This window comes from Alcanivorax sp. (assembly GCF_002726155.1).
GTDB lineage: Bacteria > Pseudomonadota > Gammaproteobacteria > Pseudomonadales > Alcanivoracaceae > Alcanivorax.
On the sequence record NZ_PBSH01000030.1, the window covers coordinates 53,852 to 74,083 of the forward strand.

General features: G+C 58.3%; 18 protein-coding genes and 1 tRNA gene. 17 read left to right on the forward strand and 2 right to left on the reverse strand.

The annotated features are described in order from the left end of the window. Positions 1 to 9 precede the first annotated feature (9 nt). From CL546_RS08745 to CL546_RS08755, 3 genes are all read left to right on the forward strand, one after another. The gene (locus CL546_RS08745; protein WP_290494161.1) at positions 10 to 1,650 is read left to right on the forward strand and encodes a long-chain fatty acid--CoA ligase; all 1,641 of its coding nucleotides are present in this window, start codon (positions 10 to 12) and stop codon (positions 1,648 to 1,650) included. A gap of 1 nt (position 1,651) precedes the next feature. Beyond that, positions 1,652 to 3,376 (forward strand): aldehyde dehydrogenase family protein, encoded by a 1,725-nt coding sequence (locus CL546_RS08750; protein WP_290494162.1) that lies wholly within the window; start codon positions 1,652 to 1,654, stop codon positions 3,374 to 3,376. Positions 3,377 to 3,440: 64 nt separating this feature from the next. Beyond that, a complete protein-coding gene (locus CL546_RS08755; RefSeq protein ID WP_290494164.1) occupies positions 3,441 to 4,055 on the forward strand; it encodes a TetR/AcrR family transcriptional regulator in 615 nt (204 codons plus the stop codon). Positions 4,056 to 4,102: 47 nt separating this feature from the next. Here CL546_RS08755 and CL546_RS08760 read toward each other — a convergent pair whose 3' ends face one another. Beyond that, a complete protein-coding gene (locus CL546_RS08760; protein WP_290494166.1) occupies positions 4,103 to 4,444 on the reverse strand; it encodes a hypothetical protein in 342 nt (113 codons plus the stop codon). On the opposite strand from CL546_RS08760, the gene CL546_RS08765 reads away from it, so the two are divergent. Beyond that, entirely contained in the window at positions 4,425 to 5,780 is a 1,356-nt protein-coding gene (locus tag CL546_RS08765) for a WS/DGAT/MGAT family O-acyltransferase (RefSeq protein WP_290494168.1), read from the forward strand. The two genes, CL546_RS08760 and CL546_RS08765, sit on opposite strands and share 20 nt — an antisense overlap. Before the next feature lie 107 nt (positions 5,781 to 5,887). Here CL546_RS08765 and CL546_RS08770 read toward each other — a convergent pair whose 3' ends face one another. After that, positions 5,888 to 6,463 carry an outer membrane beta-barrel protein gene (locus CL546_RS08770; protein WP_290494170.1) on the reverse strand — a complete coding sequence of 192 codons (576 nt, stop codon included), beginning with the start codon at positions 6,461 to 6,463 and terminating at the stop codon, positions 5,888 to 5,890. Positions 6,464 to 6,686: 223 nt separating this feature from the next. On the opposite strand from CL546_RS08770, the gene CL546_RS08775 reads away from it, so the two are divergent. The 13 genes from CL546_RS08775 (at position 6,687) to CL546_RS08835 (ending at position 20,198) form a co-directional block, all read left to right on the forward strand. After that, on the forward strand, positions 6,687 to 7,406 hold the full coding sequence (locus CL546_RS08775; RefSeq protein WP_290494172.1) for a YebC/PmpR family DNA-binding transcriptional regulator: 720 nt from the start codon (positions 6,687 to 6,689) through the stop codon (positions 7,404 to 7,406). 6 nt (positions 7,407 to 7,412) lie between these two features. Continuing rightward, positions 7,413 to 7,907: a CinA family protein gene (locus tag CL546_RS08780; protein WP_290494173.1), complete on the forward strand. Its 495-nt coding sequence runs from the start codon at positions 7,413 to 7,415 to the stop codon at positions 7,905 to 7,907. A 203-nt stretch (positions 7,908 to 8,110) separates the two neighbouring features. Beyond that, positions 8,111 to 9,145, forward strand: coding sequence for a recombinase RecA (gene recA, locus CL546_RS08785; RefSeq protein ID WP_290494175.1), 1,035 nt, complete (start codon positions 8,111 to 8,113; stop codon positions 9,143 to 9,145). Further along, positions 9,138 to 9,608: a regulatory protein RecX gene (locus tag CL546_RS08790; RefSeq protein ID WP_290494177.1), complete on the forward strand. Its 471-nt coding sequence runs from the start codon at positions 9,138 to 9,140 to the stop codon at positions 9,606 to 9,608. Before recA ends, CL546_RS08790 begins: the two co-directional genes overlap by 8 nt. A gap of 224 nt (positions 9,609 to 9,832) precedes the next feature. After that, entirely contained in the window at positions 9,833 to 10,600 is a 768-nt protein-coding gene (locus tag CL546_RS08795) for a sulfite exporter TauE/SafE family protein (protein WP_290494179.1), read from the forward strand. A 184-nt stretch (positions 10,601 to 10,784) separates the two neighbouring features. Then, complete coding sequence (alaS, locus tag CL546_RS08800; RefSeq protein ID WP_290494181.1) at positions 10,785 to 13,385, forward strand: alanine--tRNA ligase; 2,601 nt, start codon at positions 10,785 to 10,787, stop codon at positions 13,383 to 13,385. Between the two features lie 156 nt (positions 13,386 to 13,541). After that, positions 13,542 to 14,768 carry an aspartate kinase gene (locus tag CL546_RS08805; protein ID WP_007150585.1) on the forward strand — a complete coding sequence of 409 codons (1,227 nt, stop codon included), beginning with the start codon at positions 13,542 to 13,544 and terminating at the stop codon, positions 14,766 to 14,768. Positions 14,769 to 14,979: 211 nt separating this feature from the next. Continuing rightward, on the forward strand, positions 14,980 to 15,168 hold the full coding sequence (csrA, locus tag CL546_RS08810) for a carbon storage regulator CsrA (RefSeq protein WP_035229872.1): 189 nt from the start codon (positions 14,980 to 14,982) through the stop codon (positions 15,166 to 15,168). Positions 15,169 to 15,274: 106 nt separating this feature from the next. Beyond that, a tRNA-Ser gene (locus tag CL546_RS08815) sits at positions 15,275 to 15,364 on the forward strand. Between the two features lie 181 nt (positions 15,365 to 15,545). Then, positions 15,546 to 16,580, forward strand: coding sequence for a dihydroorotase (gene pyrC / locus CL546_RS08820; protein WP_290494186.1), 1,035 nt, complete (start codon positions 15,546 to 15,548; stop codon positions 16,578 to 16,580). A gap of 5 nt (positions 16,581 to 16,585) precedes the next feature. Next, positions 16,586 to 17,620, forward strand: coding sequence for a CobW family GTP-binding protein (locus CL546_RS08825; RefSeq protein WP_290494187.1), 1,035 nt, complete (start codon positions 16,586 to 16,588; stop codon positions 17,618 to 17,620). Between the two features lie 44 nt (positions 17,621 to 17,664). Next, on the forward strand, positions 17,665 to 17,994 hold the full coding sequence (locus tag CL546_RS08830) for a DMT family transporter (protein WP_290494188.1): 330 nt from the start codon (positions 17,665 to 17,667) through the stop codon (positions 17,992 to 17,994). Positions 17,995 to 18,041: 47 nt separating this feature from the next. Then, complete coding sequence (locus CL546_RS08835) at positions 18,042 to 20,198, forward strand: acetyl-CoA hydrolase/transferase C-terminal domain-containing protein (protein WP_290494190.1); 2,157 nt, start codon at positions 18,042 to 18,044, stop codon at positions 20,196 to 20,198. Positions 20,199 to 20,232 lie beyond the last annotated feature (34 nt).

Sequence of the window (20,232 nt, forward strand, 5' to 3'; positions counted from 1 at the left end):
GAGAAAAGAATGAGTGAAGCCATGAACGGCACCATGATGTATCAGCCCCTGACGGTGGGCTCATTGATTGACCATGCCATGCAGTATCACGCGGGCACCGAAGTGGTGTCGGTGGAAACCAGCGGTGATGTGGAAACCCAAAATTGGGGTGTCGTCGCTGAGAATGCGCGGCGTCTTGCCGCTGTGCTGGACACGCTTGGTGTGGCGCAGGGTAGCCGCTGCGCAACGATCGCCTGGAATAATCGTCGTCATCTGGAAATTTATTACGGCGTTGCCGCCAGCGGCCGTATTACCCACACCATTAATCCGCGACTGCACCCGGACCAGCTCACCTTTATTGTGGAAGATGCTGATGACCAGGTGCTTTTTATTGACCGTACCTTTTTGCCGGCCGTCGCCAGCCTGAAACCCAGGCTGGGCAATATCCGTCATTTTGTCCTCATGGGGGGGCGGGATGCGGAAGCGGAGGCCATGCTTGATGGGCTGAAGTTTTATGATGAATTACTGGGTGAGGTAGAGCCGCTCAGCGAGTGGCCGGCGCTGGATGAAAACAGTGCGGCGGCTCTTTGTTATACCTCGGGAACCACGGGCAATCCCAAGGGTGTGCAATATACCCATCGCTCCCTGGTGCTGCATTCACTGGCAGGAAACCAACCCGACGGCATTGCCATCGCAGCACGGGATACCGTGTTGCCGGTGGTGCCCATGTTCCATGTTAATGCCTGGGGTGTGCCTTACATCGCTGCGGCGGTAGGCGCAAAACTGGTGTTGCCCGGCCCGAATCTGGATGGCGACAGCCTGGTGGCACTGCTTAATGACCAGGCTGTGACCCTGGCGTTGGGGGTGCCCACTATTTGGATGGGGCTGCTGGAAGCGCTTTCCCGAACGGGCAAGAAGCTGGATCACCTGGTTCGTACCGTGGTGGGGGGCTCTGCATTGCCGCCCTCAATGCTGCGAGAGTTTCGCGATAAATACGACGTGGAACTGATCCACGCTTGGGGCATGACAGAAACGTCGCCGCTGGGCACTGTCAATCAGCTGCTGCAAAAGCACGATGCTCTCAATGATGATGAGAAGGCTCGTTTGCGTGAGGGGCAGGGGCGCCCGCCCTATGGGGTGAGCCTGCGTCTGGTGGACGAGGCAGGCAAATGCTTGCCCCATGATGGCGAAACCCAGGGAGACTTGCAGATTCGTGGCCACTGGATTGTGGAAAGTTACTTCGGAAAAAAACAGACCGCTCTCACTGATGATGGCTGGTTTGATACCGGAGATGTGGCCACAGTGGATGGTGATGGTTTCATGATTATCCGTGACCGGTCCAAGGATATTATCAAATCTGGCGGCGAGTGGATTTCCACTGTGGAGCTGGAAAACATAGCCATCGCCCACCCGGGCATTGCCAATGCTGCCGCCATTGCCGCCCGCCATCCCAAGTGGGATGAGCGACCGATCCTGGTTGCCATTCGTGATGAAAACAGCAATGTCACCGAGAAGGAAATTCTCGATTTCTATGAGGGTAAAGTGGCCAGCTGGCAAGTGCCGGATAAGGTCATCTTTGTTGATGCATTGCCGTTGGGCGCCACCGGCAAGGTTATGAAAAATCAGCTGCGCGAACACTACGGTGACGCGTTGCTCAAGGAGGGTGCATAGCATGGAAGCACAACAGAGTACGGCTGAACTTTTTTCACCTTCCCAGGCTGCGCTGACAGCCCTTGATGCGGCGAAGGATCAATGGGCACAAACCACTGTCGCTGAGCGCCTGACCATTTTGCAGGAAATCAAGGATGCTCTGGTCCAGGTTGCACCAGGCTGGGTGGCGGCAGCCACCCGGGCCAAGCAGCTACCAGCGGACTCGCCGTTGCAGGGTGAAGAGTGGCTGTCTGGCCCCTATGCTCTTATGGGGGCATGTAATGGTTTGATGCAGACCCTGTCGGAAATGGATGGCAAGGCCTTTCTCGATGGTTTGCCGAAACGCAAGCTGGTGACGGGACAAACGGCGGTAAAAGTAACGCCGCATTCTATATGGGATCGGTTGCTGCTTTCCGGCGTTAAGGCAGAAATCTGGATGCAACCGGGGGTGACGGAAGAGAATTTGCCGGCACACGCGGCGACCTTGTATGACTCCCCCCGGGCCGACCGCAAGGGCAAGGTTTCGTTGGTACTGGGGGCGGGCAATATTGCGGCTATTGCTCCACTGGATGCCTTTCAGAAACTGTTTGTGGAAAACCAGGTGGTGATTCTGAAAATGAATCCGGTGAATGACTACCTGACCGATTACCTGTGCGCGGCCCTGCGGCCTCTGATAGACCGCGATGCATTGCGGATTGTGAAAGGTGGCGGAGATGTGGGCGCCTGGTTGACTGAGCATCCGGTGGTAGAAGAGATCCACATTACCGGTTCCGAAGTTACCCATGACGCCATTATCTGGGGCGTGGGAGAGGAAGGTCGCGCCAACCGGGAAGCACGAACGCCGCGGGTGGACAAGCGGATCACCTCGGAACTGGGCGCGGTATGCCCGACGATTGTGGTGCCGGGCAACTGGTCCGAGGCGGATATCCGTTTTCAGGCGGAAAACCTGGCCACCCAGAAATTGCACAATTCCGGTTTCAACTGCGTGGCATGCCAGGCATTGCTGATGCCTCGCGGCTGGAAACAAGGTGAGGCCCTGCTTCAGGCACTACAGAAAGTAATGGGTGAATCACAGCGTTTGGCGTATTACCCGGGTGCAGAGGATCGCCTGGGGGCTTTCCGGGGGCATGGCCAGCGGATCTCCAGCGTGCCTCGTGGCAAGGCTCCTCCGGTGATCTTTACCCGTCTGGAAGACGATCCCTGGTTTTGCGAAAACGAGGTATTCGCCCCGGCGCTGTCAACCCATGAGCTGGAAGCGCAGAGTGCGGAGCAGTATTTGAAATCGGCTATCGATTATGCCAATGAGAATCTGCACGGCACCCTCGGTGCCAATATCGTTATTCACCCCTCGACCCTGAAAGAGATTGGCCGTGAGCGTTTCGAGGCGTTGATCGGTGAGCTGCGCTACGGCACCATCGCCATCAATGCCTGGACCGGGCTGGGCTTCTTGATGACGGTCTGCCCCTGGGGCGCGTTCCCCGGCCATACCCTGGAGGATGTGCAAAGTGGTATTGGAACCGTGCACAACACCTTCATGCTGGAAGGGGTGGAGCGCACGGTGGTAGAGGCGCCGTTCCGGCCATTTCCCCGCTCTGCCATGGCTGGCAGCCCGACCCTGCTACCCCGGCCGCCGTGGTTTATCACCAATCGCCGACAGCATGAAGTGGGCCGGCTTTTGACGTTGTTCCAGTATCGACCGGGTTGGCTCAAGCTGCCCCGTATTTTCCTGAATGCCCTTTTGGGCTAAGGTGCGCCCGGGCTTGTCGGGGAAATCCCCGGCAAGCCGCACCTGTCACTGCATAGAGACCATCATGACGGCAAAGGCACCAGCCAAACTTGAAGAACGCGCAAGGCGCAATGCCCGCAAGCGCACCGAGAAAAAGGCGATGATCGCCGAGAGTGCGGTGCAGACGCTTCAAGAGCTGGGCTATGCCAATACCAGCCTGCGTGATATTGCCAGCCAGGCCGACCTTTCCCTGGGCATGCTGCATTATTACTTCGAAGACAAGGCCGAATTGATCACCTTCTGCGTTACGGCTTACAAGGCGGAATTTACCGCTTTGTTGCAAAGCGCTCTGGAAGGGGTGAGCGGTCGTGAGGCGGTTATCGAGCGTTTTTCCGACGCACTGGCGGGCTCTATCTTCAACGATGGTGCGACCCACCGTTTGTGGTATGACATTCGTACCCAGGCGCTATTTGATCCATCCTTTCGAGTGGCCGTCTCCGAGATTGAGCAAACCCTGATTGATGTCGTAGAGCGTGCCTGGCTGTTGGCGGGAAATCGGGCAGATGAGTTCAGCCCGCTTCATTATTCCGTTGTGGATGGCGTGTTTCGTTATCTGATGCAACGCCAGACGCTGGGCGATAGCCGGGATCAGGCTGAGCTGGCAGAGGCTATCCGGGTAGTCATGGACAAGCTTCTCTAGCGCTGCGGCTTTCACCCCCTGTTTTCTTTCCCTCTTCTATCATGCTGTCACGGCCCTTCTCCGTCCGTCTGACTATTCTGACGGAAACGCGGGTGGATTGATGAGCAGGGCGATTGATACCGAATTCCCCGTTCTTTCTCCCGCCGTTTTTGTGCTACTGCGCTTTCCAAGTTTTCCAGCGGCGGGTAGCCGGCGTGCGTCATATGGGCTGTCAGATTCGCCGTGTTGTCATGAACGGCTTGCTTTTGCTTACCAAATACAACTAATTCGCTAGTGTTTTTCTTCATGATGTGGCGATGATAGGGGTTTGCAGGAACCGTTTGGAAAGCGCTAATGGCGTGAAAAGCATAACAATAAGGAGCAGGGAGAATGGCCCGTAAATTGTCCATTATGGATTCCGGTTGGCTGATGATGGAAACCCGTGAGACCCCGATGCATGTGGGTGGATTGGCATTGTTTGCAATACCGGAAGACGCGCCAGCGGATTACATGGAAAGCATTTACCGCTATCTGGTAGAGGTGAACGGTATTTGCCGTCCTTTTAATCAGAAGATCCAGTCGCACTTGCCCATGCGCATGGACGCGGCCTGGGTGGAAGACAAGACGTTCGACATTGATTATCACGTGCGCCATTCCGCCTTGCCGCGCCCGGGGCGAGTGCGCGAGCTGCTTTCGCTGGTGTCGCGGCTGCACGCCCAGCGTCTGGACCCCAGCCGCCCATTGTGGGAGAGCTATCTGATCGAAGGGCTGGAGGGGAACCGCTTCGCGCTTTATACCAAGATGCACCATTCCATGGTGGACGGGGTGGCCGGTATGTACCTGATGCAGTCACGTCTGGCTAACAGTGCCGAAGATCGCCTGCCGGTGCCCTGGTCGGGCGAATGGGATGCGGAGAAGAAACCGAGGAAGAGCAGCGGCGCCCCTGCGGCAACCACGGGCATGAAAGGCACGGTGAGCAATCTGCGCCGGGGCAGTGGCCAGCTGGTGGATCTGTTGCGCCAACCCAAAGACGGCAATGTGAAGACCATCTATCGGGCGCCGAAAACCCAGCTCAACCGGCGAGTGACCGGCGCCCGACGCTTTGCGGCTCAGTCCTGGTCCCTGCCGCGGATCAAGGCCGCTGCCAAGCAGCATGGCGGTACAGTGAACGATATTTTCCTGGCAATGTGTGGCGGGGGGCTGCGGCGTTACCTGTTGAGCCAGGAGGCGTTACCAGACCAGCCGCTGGTGGCTCAGGTGCCGGTGTCGTTGCGCAGTGCGGACCAGGCGGGCGAGGGGGGTAATGCGATTACTACCGTACAGGTCAGCCTGGGAACGCATATCGCAGAGCCCCTTAACCGGCTGGCAGCCATTCAGGATTCCATGAAAGGGGTGAAGTCCCGGCTTGGCGATATGCAGAAGTCCGAGATCGATGTGTATACCTTACTCACCAATGTGCCGTTGTCGCTTGGCCAGGTGACAGGATTGTCCGGGCGGGTAAGCCCCATGTTCAATTTGGTGATTTCCAACGTTCCTGGGCCCAAGAATCCGCTGTACCTCAACGGCGCCGAAATGTTGGCTTCTTACCCTGTATCGTTGGTGCTGCATGGCTATGCGTTGAATATTACCGTGCTCAGCTACAAGGACAGCCTGGAATTCGGCGTCATCGGTTGCCGCGATACGCTCCCGCATATACAGCGCTTTCTGGATTACTTCGAGGAATCGCTGGTGGAACTGGAAGGCTGATCCGGTAACCGTTTGTTGAGGGTCGGGATTGCGCCTTTAAGGCCTTGTGGTTGAGTAGCTGCCTACGGGGTAGGCGCTACTCAACAGTGATGCAGGGCTTGGCGCTTTTAATCCCGGAAGAACCAGCGCACGCCAACCTCGTATTCAGTCAGGTCCAGATCATCGTAATCGCGCAGCGTGGCAGATAGCCCAACTTGCGGTGTGACTTTATAAATGGCTTCGATAAGCGAGGCGGTATCACGAAAGAGCACATCGGATTCGCCGATTTCGAGGCCGACCTGCCATTTATCGTTGAATTCGTGTCTGAGGCCGATGTGGTGGTACCAACCGCGTTCGGTAGAACCGTTTTGCAGCTCAAGTTCGTTGTGGTCTGAGCCCAGAAAAATCGCAGTTTGGGCGCTTAACGGATAATGAACGCCGAGACCAAGCACCGACCAGGATTCCTGCTGAGCGTTTTTTTCCGGCAACCGGACATTACCCGCATGGTAGCGACCGCGCGCATGGAGCCAGCCGAAAGCCGAGGCGCTGGCCTTTAATGTGCCGGAACTGCTGTCGCCGAAACCGGAGTAGTCCGTATTTTGTAGGGAGTAGCCGATGTCGACGTAGTCGAAAGTTTCTGAGGCTTGTGCTAATGGGCTAAAGAGAATGGCCGCTGCAAATGCAACGCGATAAAGGCTGTGCACGATGAAGTCCTTGTTTATTGTATTTATGCGGAGGGGAGGATAGCGGAAATGGTTTGAGGATGGGAAAGTAATTACCGGGTAGAGTGGCTATCCATCGCGTTTACCCTGTCAGAAAAGGTGCGCTTGTGGTCTGTGCGCTGCTTTCTCCCTCCTTCCCTTGTTCTTCTCTCCCTGATCTTCCCCTAAAATACCCGGCAACCAATCTCTCTGGAGCAAGATTCGTATGGGCCGCGCCTATCAAAACCGCAAAGAATCCATGGCGAAAACCTCGGATATGAAAGCCAAGGTGTACAGCCGTTATGGTCGGGAGATCTATGTCAGCGCGAAATCCGGCGGCCTGGACCCCACGGCGAACCTGGCGTTGCGCAGCCTGATCGATCGTGCCAAGAAGGATCAGGTGCCCGGCCACGTGATCGACAAGGCCATTGAGAAAGCCAAAGGCGGGGGAGGCGAGGATTACTCTCCGGCTCGCTACGAAGGCTATGGCCCGGGCGGCTGCATGGCGCTGATCGAATGCCTGACGGACAATCCGAACCGTACTTTTGGCGATGTGCGAATGGCCTTCACCAAGACCAAATGCAAGATCGGCACCCAGGGTACGGTGAGCCACATGTTTGACCACGTGGCCATTTTCGTCTTTGCCCACGAGGATGAGGACGCGGTGCTGGAAGCCTTGATGGAGGCAGATGTGGATGTCAGCGAAATCGAAGATGACAACGGCACACTGACCGTCTTCACACCCAATACGGAATACTTCAAGGCCAAGCAGGCGCTGACGGAAGCCTTCGGTGAACTGGACTTCGACGTGGATGAAATCCAGTTTGTCCCGCAGAGCTACACCACCATCAGTAGCGAAGATATGGAGATGTTCGACAAATTCATGGCCATGCTGAACGATCTGGATGACGTGCAGAACGTGTATCACAACGTGGATCTGGGTTAGCCGCACATGCCAATTCGTGACGAAGAGATACTCACCGCTGCACAAGCCCTGGCCGGGGCTCTGGCCGAACAGCGGTTGATATTGACCACCGCTGAATCGTGCACCGGCGGAGGCATTGCGGAAACCCTGACCGGTATTGCCGGCGCGTCCGCGTGGTTTGATCGGGGGTTTGTGACGTATTCCAACGAAGCCAAGCAGGAAATGCTGGGCGTGCTGCCGGCAACCCTGGACACCGCGGGTGCCGTCAGCGAAGCGACGGCGCTGGAAATGGCCCGGGGCGCGATTAGCCACTCCCGCGCCCATGTCAGCGTGGCGGTGACCGGTATCGCGGGGCCGGACGGGGGCACCCCGGACAAGCCGGTGGGCACAGTCTGGATTGCCTGGGGGCAGAAGCTGGGTTATGCCGAGGCCCGTTGCTTCCAGTTTGCCGGTGACCGCAATGCCGTCCGTCAGCAGACCATTCATGAAGCCATACTGGGCTTGAATGCCCGCCTCAAGTAGCCACAATCAGGCTATTCATCGTTGCCCCGCTAAGGCGGGCTTGCAGCAACAGTGATGTGGACAGAAACAGGGTGGTTGCAATGGACAGCCAATGCTGTTCATAATACTGTCCATATTGTCAGTGCTGGCCGAAAGGTCAGATAAGACAGATCAGATACGGTTGGCGTCAATGAATGACGCACCGCAAACGGAGAGGGGTCACAATGAGCGATAAAGGTAAGGCGCTGTCCGCCGCGCTGTCACAGATTGAGCGCCAATTCGGCAAAGGGTCCGTCATGCGCATGGGTGATCGCAAGCGCGAGCGCATGCCATCCATTTCTACCGGGTCACTGGGGCTGGACGTTGCCCTGGGGATTGGCGGGCTGCCGAAGGGGCGGATCGTGGAAATCTACGGCCCTGAATCCTCTGGTAAAACCACCCTGACCCTGAGCGTGATCGCCCAGGCCCAGAAAAAAGGCGCCACCTGCGCCTTTGTGGACGCGGAGCACGCACTGGACCCGGATTACGCGGAAAAGCTGGGTGTGAACGTGGATGATCTGATTGTTTCCCAGCCGGATACCGGTGAGCAGGCGCTGGAAATCACCGACATGCTGGTGCGCTCCGGCGCAGTGGATGTGGTCATCGTGGATTCCGTCGCCGCCCTGGTGCCGAAAGCAGAAATTGAAGGCGAAATGGGTGACACCCACGTGGGCCTGCAGGCCCGGCTGATGAGCCAGGCACTGCGTAAAATTACCGGTAATGTGAAAAACGCCAATACCCTGGTGGTGTTCATTAACCAGATCCGCATGAAGATTGGTGTGATGTTCGGCAACCCGGAAACCACCACTGGCGGTAACGCACTGAAATTCTATTCTTCCGTCCGTCTGGATATCCGCCGTATTGGCGCGGTGAAGCAGGGCGATGAAGTCACCGGTAATGAAACCCGGGTGAAAGTAGTGAAGAACAAGGTGTCCCCGCCGTTCCGGCAGGCCGAGTTCCAGATTCTCTACGGTCAGGGCATCAACCAGTTAGGCGAAGTGCTGGACCTGGGCGTTCAACAGGGCCTGGTAGACAAATCCGGTGCCTGGTACGCCTACAAGGGCGACAAGATTGGCCAGGGCAAGCAAAACGCCTGTGAGTACCTGCGTGAAAACCCGGCCATCGCCGAAGAAATCGAAACGGAAATCCGGGCTCGTCTGCTGCCGGATCCCACCTCAGAAGCGCCGGTTGAAGAGGAAGCCGCGGCTGACGATGAGTAAGGGAGATCCGCTGACGGAGGCCGAGCTGCGCCAGCGGGCGGTTGCCCTGCTGGCCCGGCGCGATCATGGCCGCCGCGAGCTGATCACCAAGCTGCAACAGCGGCTGGGTGAGCAGCCTGCGCTGGCTGAGGTCTTGGCCTGGTGTGAAGAACACGGCTTTATTGATGACCGGCGCTTTGCCGGTTTTTTTGTGCGCGCCCGTATTGAGCGTGGACAGGGCGTCTTGCGCATTCGGCAAGAGCTTCAGCTCAAAGGCGTGGAGAACGATGTGATCGCCGAAGCGCTGGAGAATGCGGAGGTGGACTGGTTCGCCCTCGCCAGAGAGGTCCGGGCCCGTCGATTCCGGTACTACCCCGCGGACCAAAAAGAAAAGGCCCGGCAGTTGCGCTTTCTGCAAAGCCGGGGCTTTGATGCCGAGCAGAGTTTTGCGGCGCTGGATACTTCGGAAGACGATCTGGACTAATCGCCACATTCCACATTCCACATTCCACATTCCACATTCCACATTCCACATTGCGCCAAGGTTTCCCGTTGAAAGCGGGCTGTGCTGAAGGCTGTTGCGCGACGATCTTGCTGTAGGCGCGACAGGTGGGGTCGACCGCGACTGCAAGGCCGTGCGCTCAATGCGTTTTGCTGGTGGGTGGAGCAGGGTATCCTTGCGTTTTATGAGCCCGGATTGGGAACCCCATGGAATACCTTGCAGATCCCTGGTTGGCGGCCGCGTTATTAGGCGCCGGTGTGCTGGCGGGGTTTATCAATCCCCTGGCCGGGGGCGGTGGTCTACTGATCCTGCCGTTGTTGATGCTCACAGGCATGGGCGCTGCGCTGGCTAACGGGACCATGCGGGTGGCGGTGCTGATTCAGAGCGTGGAAGCGGTGCGCCAGTTCAACAAACGGGGGACCATGCCGTTCGCCGCCCTGCCGGCGATTCTGGTGCCAAGCCTACTGGGCACCCTGGTGGGCGCCGTCGCTGCGGCGTTTCTTCCGGAAAGCATCCTCAAACCGGTTCTGCTGACGACCCTGGTGGTGGTGGCTTTGCTGATGGTGCTGCGTCCGGCGCAAATGTCGCCGGGGCCGGATGCGATCCCGCTATCCCCGAACGCGAGCCTGTCCGGGTGGCTCGGCCTGTTTTTGGCCGGTGCCTATGGCGGTTTTGTGCAGGCGGGCGTGGGTTTTGTACTGCTGGCGGTGCTGGTTGGGCAACTGCAGTACGACCTGCTACGCAGTAATGCCCTGAAACTGGCGATCACTGGCAGTTTTACCGTGCTTGCCCTGGGGATCTTCGTCGCCCGCGATCAGGTTGCCTGGTTGCCGGGGCTGGTCGTTGCGCTGGGTAGCCTGTTGGGTGTGCGGCTGGGTGTGGGGTTCGCGCACCAGGTTTCCCCCCGTGTACTCAAACGCATCCTGCTGGTGATGGTGCTGGCGGTATGTCTGGCGGCAGCGATCAAGGGCTAGAACCGAGCTATGAGGCGCCAGCGACTAGTTTTTAGCTGTTAGATTAAAGAAGGGCCGACTTCTGGTTTCGGGTTTTTCTCGAAGCTCGAAGCTAGTAGCTTGCAGCTTACTGAACCATCGCAACCGGGCCTTGAGGGCGCTATACTCGGCCCTCTCTGACAGCCAGCCAATGATTGTTTCTCCTATGAAGAGTGCTGAACTACGCCAGGCCTTTCTGGATTACTTCGCCAGCCAGGGACACACCAAGGTGCCGTCCTCCTCGCTGGTGCCCCACAATGACCCGACGCTGTTGTTTACCAACGCGGGCATGAACCAGTTCAAGGATGTGTTTCTGGGCCGTGAATCCCGGGATTACACCCGTGCAACCAGCTCCCAGCGTTGTGTCCGCGCCGGCGGTAAGCACAACGACCTGGAAAACGTGGGCTACACGGCGCGTCACCACACCTTCTTCGAGATGCTGGGTAACTTCAGTTTCGGTGATTACTTCAAGCGCGAAGCCATCAAGTTTGCCTGGGAGTTCCTGACCGGCACCCTGGGGCTGCCGGAAGAGCGTTTGTGGGTCACCGTGCATGTGTCCGACGATGAAGCGGCGGATATCTGGCTCAAGGAAATGGGGGTCAGCGCCGAGCGTTTCTCCCGGCTGGACGAAGACAACTTCTGGCAGATGGGCGATACCGGCCCTTGCGGCCCCTGTTCCGAGATTTTCTATGACCACGGGGCCGATGTGCCCGGTGGGCCGCCGGGTTCCGAGAATGACGATCTGGATCGTTACATTGAAATCTGGAACCTGGTGTTCATGCAGTACGACCGCCAGCCCGACGGCGAGTTGCAGCCGTTGCCCAAGCCCAGCGTAGATACCGGCATGGGCCTGGAGCGTATTGCGGCAGTACTGCAGGGCGTGCATTCCAACTACGAAATCGACCTGTTTCAAGCGCTCTTGAAAGCAGCGGCTGCGGCTACCGGTTGTAGCGATTTGGAAGAGAAGTCCTTGAGGGTGATTGCGGACCATATTCGCTCGGCAAGCTTCCTGATATGCGATGGGGTGATTCCGTCCAACGAAGGCCGTGGCTATGTGCTGCGCCGGATCATCCGTCGTGCGCTGCGCCATGGCCACAAGCTGGGACAGGACAAACCGTTCTTCTCAACGCTGGTGTCCTCCCTGGTCGAGCAGATGGGCGAGGCCTATCCAGAACTGGGCCGCGAGCAGGCGCGCATCGAGAAAGCTCTGTTGGCGGAAGAAGAGCAATTTGGCCGCACCTTGGCGGCGGGAATGAAAGTGCTGGAAAGTGCTATCGAGCAACTCGATGGCAAGGTACTGCCCGGCGACGTGCTGTTTAATCTGTACGACACTCATGGTTTTCCGCCGGATCTGACCGCTGATGTGGCCCGTGAACGCGAGTTGAGTGTGGATATGGACGGCTTCGAAACCGCCATGGCCGCCCAGCGTGAACGTGCCCGTGGGGCGGGCAGTTTCGCCAATGACTACAGTGACCGCCTGAATATTGATGCGGTGACCGATTTCTCCGGTTACGAAAAGTTGGCCGACGACGATGCTGTTGTCGCCCTGTACAAGGATGGCGACGCGGTAGAAACGCTTAACGCCGGCGAAGAAGGCATGGTGGTACTGGCGCGCACGCCGTTCTATGCCGAATCCGGGGGCCAGGTGGGAGACACCGGTGCCTTGATGGGAGGCGATGACAGTGAAACCCGCTTTCTGGTCACCGATACCCGCAAGCGCCAGGCGGCTCATGTACATGTGGGTAAGCTGGAAAGCGGCACCTTGACCGTTGGCAGCAAGGTATCTGCCTATGTGGATGTGGATCGGCGCCGTGCGGTGATGCGTAACCATTCCGCCACTCACCTGATGCATGCCGCCTTGCGCGACGTGCTGGGTGAGCATGTGCAGCAGAAAGGCTCGTTGGTGGCGGCAGATTATCTGCGGTTCGATTTTTCCCACGGCGAAGCCGTCAGTGAAGCCCAGCGCGAACAGATCGAGATTCTGGTGAATCGCCAGATTTTGGCAAATACCGCTGTAACCACCGAATTGATGGACATTGACGCTGCCCGTGAAGCGGGCGCCATGGCGCTGTTCGGCGAGAAATACGATGATCAGGTACGTGTGCTGAGCATGGGGAGTGACGGTTTCTCCAAGGAGCTGTGTGGTGGCACCCACGTGAACCGTACCGGTGATATCGGGTTGTTCCGCATTACCCTGGAAGCTTCGGCCGCCGCTGGTGTGCGCCGTATCGAAGCGGTAACCGGTGAACACGCTCTGGGCGTGATGCGCCAGCAAGAGCGGGCGCTCAGCGAGATTGCCGCCACCGTGAAAAGCTCACCGGACAACGCCGCTGAACGGGTACGCAGCCAGGCACAGAAAGTGCGTGAGCTGGAAAAGGAAATCGAGCGCCTCAAGCAAAAGCTGGCCAGTGGCGCCGGCGGCGACCTGACCAGCGACGTGCAAGAGATTAACGGCGTGAAGGTGCTGGCGACACAAATCGACGGCGCCGATAGCAAGACGTTGCGGGTCACCATGGACAAGCTGAAAGACAAGCTGGGTTCCGCGGTGATTCTGCTGGCCGCTGTGGAAGGCGATAAAGTGGCTTTGGTGGCGGGTGTCACCAAGGACCTGACCGCCAGATACAAAGCGGGCGATCTGCTCAAGTTCGTGGCCGAGCAAGTGGACGGTCGTGGCGGCGGTCGCCCGGATATGGCCCAGGGTGGCGGTAATAATCCTGCTGCATTGCCCGGGGCACTGGAAAGTGTAAAGGGCTGGGTGGCCGGGTAGGGCGGTTGGGCTGGAAATACCGGGTATTTCTGGCCTGAAAAACCCACTTTGGGGGCGGAAAAGGTCGCAGATCAGGTCCGCCATACCACCTCAACATGAAATCCCGGCGCGTTTCTGTTAAGGTAGCGCGCTCTTTTTTGCAGAAAAAGCGACTTTATGGCTCTTATCGTGCAGAAATACGGCGGTACCTCAGTGGGTACGGTCGAACGCATCCAGGCCGTTGCCGAGAAGGTAGCTGGCTTCCATAAACAGGGTGACCAGGTGGTCGTCGTCGTCTCCGCCATGAGCGGGGAAACCAACCGGCTGATTGAGCTGGCCAACGGCGTTACCGACAAACCCTCTCCACGGGAAATGGACGTGCTGGTGTCTACCGGCGAGCAGGTCACCATTGCCTTGCTGTCCATGGCACTGCAGAAGCAGGGTCTCAACGCCCGCTCCTATACCGGCAGCCAGATTCCCCTGCGCACCGACAATGCTTACTCCAAAGCCCGTATCGAAGAGATCGACGACAAGAAAGTGCGCGCCGATCTTGATGGCGGCAGTGTGGTCGTTGTGGCCGGTTTCCAGGGCGTTGATGGTGACGGCAACATTACCACGCTGGGCCGTGGTGGGTCGGATACCACTGCGGTGGCGCTGGCTGCTGCGTTGAAAGCGGACGAGTGCCAGATCTACACCGATGTGGATGGCGTCTATACCACCGACCCCCGTGTGGTGGATAACGCCCGTCGCCTGGACAGCATTACCTTCGAGGAAATGCTGGAGATGGCGAGTCAGGGCTCCAAGGTCCTGCAGATCCGTGCTGTGGAATTCGCCGGCAAATACAATGTGCCGCTGCGTGTCTTGTCCAGTTTCCAGGATGGTCCTGGGACTCTTATTTCCGTCGAAGACGAGGTTGATATGGAAAAGCCGGTAATCTCCGGAATTGCCTTTACCCGTGATGAAGCCAAGATCATCGTGCGTGGCGCCCCGGATACTCCGGGTATCGCCTACAAGATCCTCGGCCCGGTGAGCGCAGAAAACATCGAAGTGGACATGATCGTGCAGAACGTGGGCAAGGACGGCGCCGCCGACTTTACCTTCACCGTGCACCGCAACGATTTCGTCCGTGCCCAGGAAGCCCTGCGCAACGCCTCCGAAGAGCTGGGTAACCCGGAAATCATCGGTGACGACAAGATTGCCAAAGTCTCCCTGGTGGGTGTGGGTATGCGCTCTCACGCGGGTGTGGCGTCCAAGATGTTCGAAGCCCTGGCCAACGAAGGGGTGAACATCGAGATGATTTCCACCTCCGAGATCAAGGTGTCCGTAGTCATTGCCGAGAAGTACCTGGAGCTGGCAGTGCGCGCCCTGCACTCTGAGTTCGAGCTGGATCAGCCCGGCTCCTGATCGGCATACCATCAGGTAGGTATGGGGCGACGACCGGTTGGTCTAGCCCCTCTCACGGCAAGACTTGAGAATCTGATTCAGGCATACTACCGGCCCCGTGCCAGGGGTGGGTAAATGGTCTCTGCACCAAGGAGTCGTCACGGACGGCAACCCGCGAGCCTCAGGTACGGAAAGCGCTCACGGAAATGAAAGGACCCCAGGAGGGATCATTATGTTAATTCTTACGCGTCGAGTTGGTGAGACCCTGATGGTGGGTGATGAAGTCACCGTCACTGTGCTGGGTGTAAAAGGCAATCAGGTTCGTATCGGTGTGAACGCGCCGAAAGAAGTTGCCGTACACCGTGAAGAAATTTATCAGCGAATTCAGCACGAAAAATCGTCAGATAGCGAGTCTGCCTGATTTTTGAGCTGTATTTTGTTCGCAAAATCGTTATGATGCGCGGCGAGTTTGGTGACGGCGCCGATTAAGAGCGTTCACTACCAAACCACAAGCAGTACCGCATTCCGGAGAGGTGGGTGAGTGGCTGAAACCAGCTCCCTGCTAAGGAGCCATACGGGAAACTGTATCGCGGGTTCGAATCCCGCCCTCTCCGCCATATTAGAAAGCGCCCCGCAATGCGGGGCGTTTTTGTTTGTGGCGCCGTCCTTGCTGTTGTTCTGGATAGATGCCGCCGCAAGCGGGCGCTCATGTTCCTCGTGCTCTGCCTCGACACCAACTTGCGCTACACTACGCCCCCGAAACGCCCCACGAATCTCCACGGTAAAGAAGGTGACGCCATGACCGATACCCTGACCATTGCCCGTCCTGATGACTGGCATCTGCATTTCCGCGACGGTGATTTGCTGGCGGAAACCGTGCCGGCCACGGCCAATGTATTCGGTCGGGCCATCGTGATGCCCAACCTGAACCCGCCGGTGAACACGGTGGCCCAGGCCGCAGAGTATCGTGAGCGCATCATGGCGCAGGTGCCTGCAGGGGTGAGTTTTGAGCCATTGATGGTGCTGTATCTCACCGACAGCACCCCAGTGGAGGAAGTGGAGCGCGCAGCCAACAGCGATTTTGTGCATGCGTTCAAGCTCTATCCCGCCGGCGCGACCACAAACTCTGCCAGTGGGGTCACCGACCCGGGCAGGATTACTCATCTGTACGAGGCCATGGAAAAGCACGATGTGCCGCTGCTGGTGCACGGGGAAGTGACCGATGCGGACATCGATATCTTCGACCGTGAAAAGGTATTTATTGATCGTTATCTGAATACCATCCGCAGCCAGTTTCCGGCGTTGCGTATTGTGTTTGAACACGTGACCACCTCGGAAGGCGTCAACTTTGTGCGCGAAGCCAACGCGCTGACTGCAGCGACAGTGACGCCCCAGCACCTGCTGATGAACCGCAACGATCTGCTGGTGGGCGGCGTGCGCCCGCACAATTACTGCCTGCCGATTCTCAAGCGTCGCCAGCATCAGGAAGCCATTCAGAAAGCGGTAATTGATGGCCACAGCCGTTTTTTCCTGGGCACGGATTCCGCTCCGCACGCCCGTAACAAGAAAGAAGCGGCCTGTGGCTGCGCGGGGTGTTACTCGGCGCGTGCGGCACTGCCGCTGTATGCCACTTTCCTGGAGCAGCATAACGCGCTGGACAAGCTGGAAGGGTTTGCCAGCCACTTTGGTGCCGATTTCTATCGCCTGCCGCGCCACACCGACACCGTGACCCTGCAACGCAAACCCTGGGACGTGCCCGCGGTAATCGATGCCGCCGGGGAGCCGGTGGTGCCGTTCTTTGCCGGTGAGCAGTTACCCTGGTCGCTGGGCTGATTGCTGTGGAAGAACGGATTCCGGTGGTGGTGCTCACCGGCTTTCTGGGTAGTGGCAAGACCACGCTGCTCAACCGCTGGCTGAACGAGCGCAGCGATGTAGCCTTGATCATTAACGAGCTGGGCGATATCGGCATTGATCAGCATCTCACCGGCACCGATGGAGTGTCGGTCTCGTTGCTGGCCGGCGGCTGCCTGTGCTGCGTGATTCAGGGCTCCCTGTCCACCACGTTGCGCAACCTGTTCATGGCCCGTAAAAACGGCGAGATTCCCGCATTCACGGCGGTGGTGATTGAAACCAGCGGCGCGGCCGACCCCTTCGGTGTGGTGGCGCCACTGGAACAGGACCCTTGGTTGCGAAAGCGCTTTGTTTGCCAGTCGGTGCTGACCGTGGTTGATACCTGCGCCGGTGCCGATGCGATTGCCGAGCACCCGGAAGTGTTGGAGCAAATCCACGGCGCCGATGTGCTGCTGCTTTCCAAGGCGGAACAGGCCGAGCCTCCTGCCGTCCAGGCGTTGCAGGCGCAGCTGCACGGCCTGAATGCAACGGCGCGGCAATACCGGCTGGATACCGACTTTCCTGATGCGACCTTGCTTGATGAATCGTTTCCACGTCGTTGCCGGGTGACTGGCCTGTTTGCCCCTGTGGGGGGAGCGAGGCTTGCCGCTCAGTCACTTGCGCTGGTTCCCGCGGAGAAGCAGGCGTCCCGCCATAATCTGTTCAGCGCTTCGATGCGGTGGCCTCATGGCCTGGACTGGCCATTATGGCAGGCCGCGCTTCAGCAACTGCAGGCGCAATGTGGCGATACATTGGTGCGAGTGAAAGGGTTGTTGCAGGTGAACGGGCTGGATGGCCCCATGCTGGTTCAGTGGGTGGCGCAACAGCCGCCGGAGATGACACCACAGAACCTGTGGCCGGATCAGGACACCGATTCGCGTCTGGTGCTGATTGTGCGCCACCCTCAGGCTGACTTCCCGGCCCGACTGCTGGCACACTGGGAAACGCTGTTGAATCAGTTACAGGTTGCCCCTTCGGCCTGAATGTCCGGTCTGATCAACGCTCGCCTGATTGTTGCGGAGTCCTTATGGGTTACCTGTATTTATCTATCGCCATTGTGGCTGAAGTGGTGGCTACTTCGGCGCTGAATGCGTCCCAGGGGTTCACCCGGTTGTGGCCATCGGTGATCACGGTGGTGGGCTATTGCGTTGCGTTTTATGCGCTTTCCCTGACCTTGCGCACTATTCCCATGGGGATAGCCTATGCGGTCTGGGCGGGAGTGGGTATCGTACTGATTGCCCTGGTGGGGGCGCTGTTTTTCAAACAAACCCCGGACTTACCCGCCATGCTGGGCATGGGTTTTATTATTGCGGGTGTGGTGCTGGTCACGCTGGTGTCCAGCACCGCCAGCCATTGAATAGCGCTAATGCATGAATTGCGCTGAATGAATGACAAGGAGAGGTCGTGACGGATCGAATCAATCAGGTAGAGCAGGCGGTAGACCGGGTCATTGAGGCCACTGGCGGCGAGATTCGCCTGGCCATGCCGCTTGGGCTGGGTAAGCCCAACCGGTTTGTGAACGCACTGTATGCACGTGTGGAAGCGGACCCGTCCCTGAGCCTGGATATCTATACGGCCTTGTCCCTGGGCAAACCGGGGGCCGGCAGCGAGCTGGAGAAACGTTTTCTTAATCCCTTTGCGGATCGCTTGTTCGGCGATTATGAAGCGTTGAGCTACCTGGCGGCGCAAAAGTGTGGAAACCTGCCCACCAACATTCGGGTGTTCGAGTTTTTCATGCAGCCCGGCAGCATGCTGGGCAGTGACGTAGCCCAGCAACATTACATCAGCAGCAATTACACCCATGTGGCGCGGGACCTCAACGCGCGAGGCGTGAATGTGGTGGCGCAATTGCTGGCTCACCGGCAGGTGGATGGTAACGACGAGTACAGTTTTTCCTGCAACCCGGAAGTGACGCTCGATCTGATGCCCTTGCTCAAGGCTCGCCGGGAAGCCGGTGAAACCATCGTGGCCGTGGGGCAGGTGCATCGGGACCTGCCGTTTATGGGGAACGATGCCCGGGTGGATGACTGGTTACCGGAGATGGATCTGTTGGTGGATGACCCGGAAGGGCATACCCGCCTGTTCAGCACCCCGAATATGCCAGTCAATATTCAGGATCATTTTGTCGGGCTGCACGCCAGCACCCTGGTGCGCGATGGCGGTACCTTGCAAATCGGTATCGGCGCCCTGGGCGATGCGCTGGTGCATCATCTGCGGCTGCGCGAACAGGATAACCCCCGCTACCTGAATGCGCTGAAGGCCTGGGCTGTGCCGCCGGAGCATGATGCCTTGATTCAGCGGGAAGGGGGCACAGGCGTCTTTCGTGAGGGCCTGTACGGTTGCAGCGAAATGATGACCCATGGCCTGCTGACCTTGATTGACGATGGCATCATTCGCCGCCCGGTCTATGACTGGGCACCGCTGCAGCGTTTGGAAATGCATAATCCGGCAACGCCTGGGCTGGCGCTGCTGGATGCCTTGCGCGAACAGTCGGCAATCAGTCGGCGGCTGGACCGCGCGCAGCTGCGCACCCTGAAACGGTTCGGTATTTTCCGCGACGGCATTAGCAAACACGGCGATGAACTCCAGCTACCCAACGACGTGACGGTACCCAATGATCTGGACGATCGCACCACCCGTGAAGCCCTGAAAGCGGTGTTCGGCGACAGCCTGGCCGGTGGCGTGGTGATGCACGGTGGCTTTTTCCTGGGACCCCGGGATTTCTACGCGCGCTTGCGGGAGATGACGGACCAGGAACGCGACAGAATCAACATGACGCGGATCAGTTTCATCAATCACCTCTACGGCGATGAAACCCTGAATCGTTTGCAGCGTCAGGATGCGCGCTTTATCAATACCGCGTTCACGGTCACCTTATTGGGCGCCGTGGCCTCGGACCAGATTGAAGATGGTCGCGTGCTCAGTGGTGTGGGCGGGCAATATAACTTCGTCAGCCAGGCCCATGAGCTGGAAGGCGCGCGTTCCATTTTGATGGTGCGGGCATGGCGCGAGCGCGGTGGTGAGGCCATGAGTAATGTGGTGTTCAGCTATGGGCACAACACTATTCCCCGACACCTGCGCGATATGGTCGTTACCGAATATGGTGTGGCGGATCTGCGTGGCAAGACCGATGAAGAAGTGGTCATGGCCATGCTGAACGTGGCCGATAGCCGTTTCCAGGTGGAGTTGATGGAGCAGGCCCAGGCGGCGGGAAAGCTGCGCCAGGATTATCAGATTCCCGAGGCGCACCGTCGCAATAATCCTGAGCATCTTCATGAGATTGCCGAACAGTACGGCAAGGAAAGCTTCCCGGTTTTCCCGTTGGGCACGGATTTCACCGAGGTAGAGCAGCGTTTGATGACGGCGCTCACCTGGCTGAAGGAGAAAGTCAGCCACAAGGAGTATCTGAAGTTGGGCCGCAAAGCGTTGTTTAACGAAGGCAGTCCAACCGAGTTTGCGGCGCAGCTGGATCGTATGGCGCTGACGGATCCGGATGGGGTGCGTGAGCATATTTTTCAGCGTTTGTTGCTGACTGCACTGGAAGCCACGCAGGAAAAATAGCGTTGGTCATTAGCCAATAACGGTGGGGCAGCGG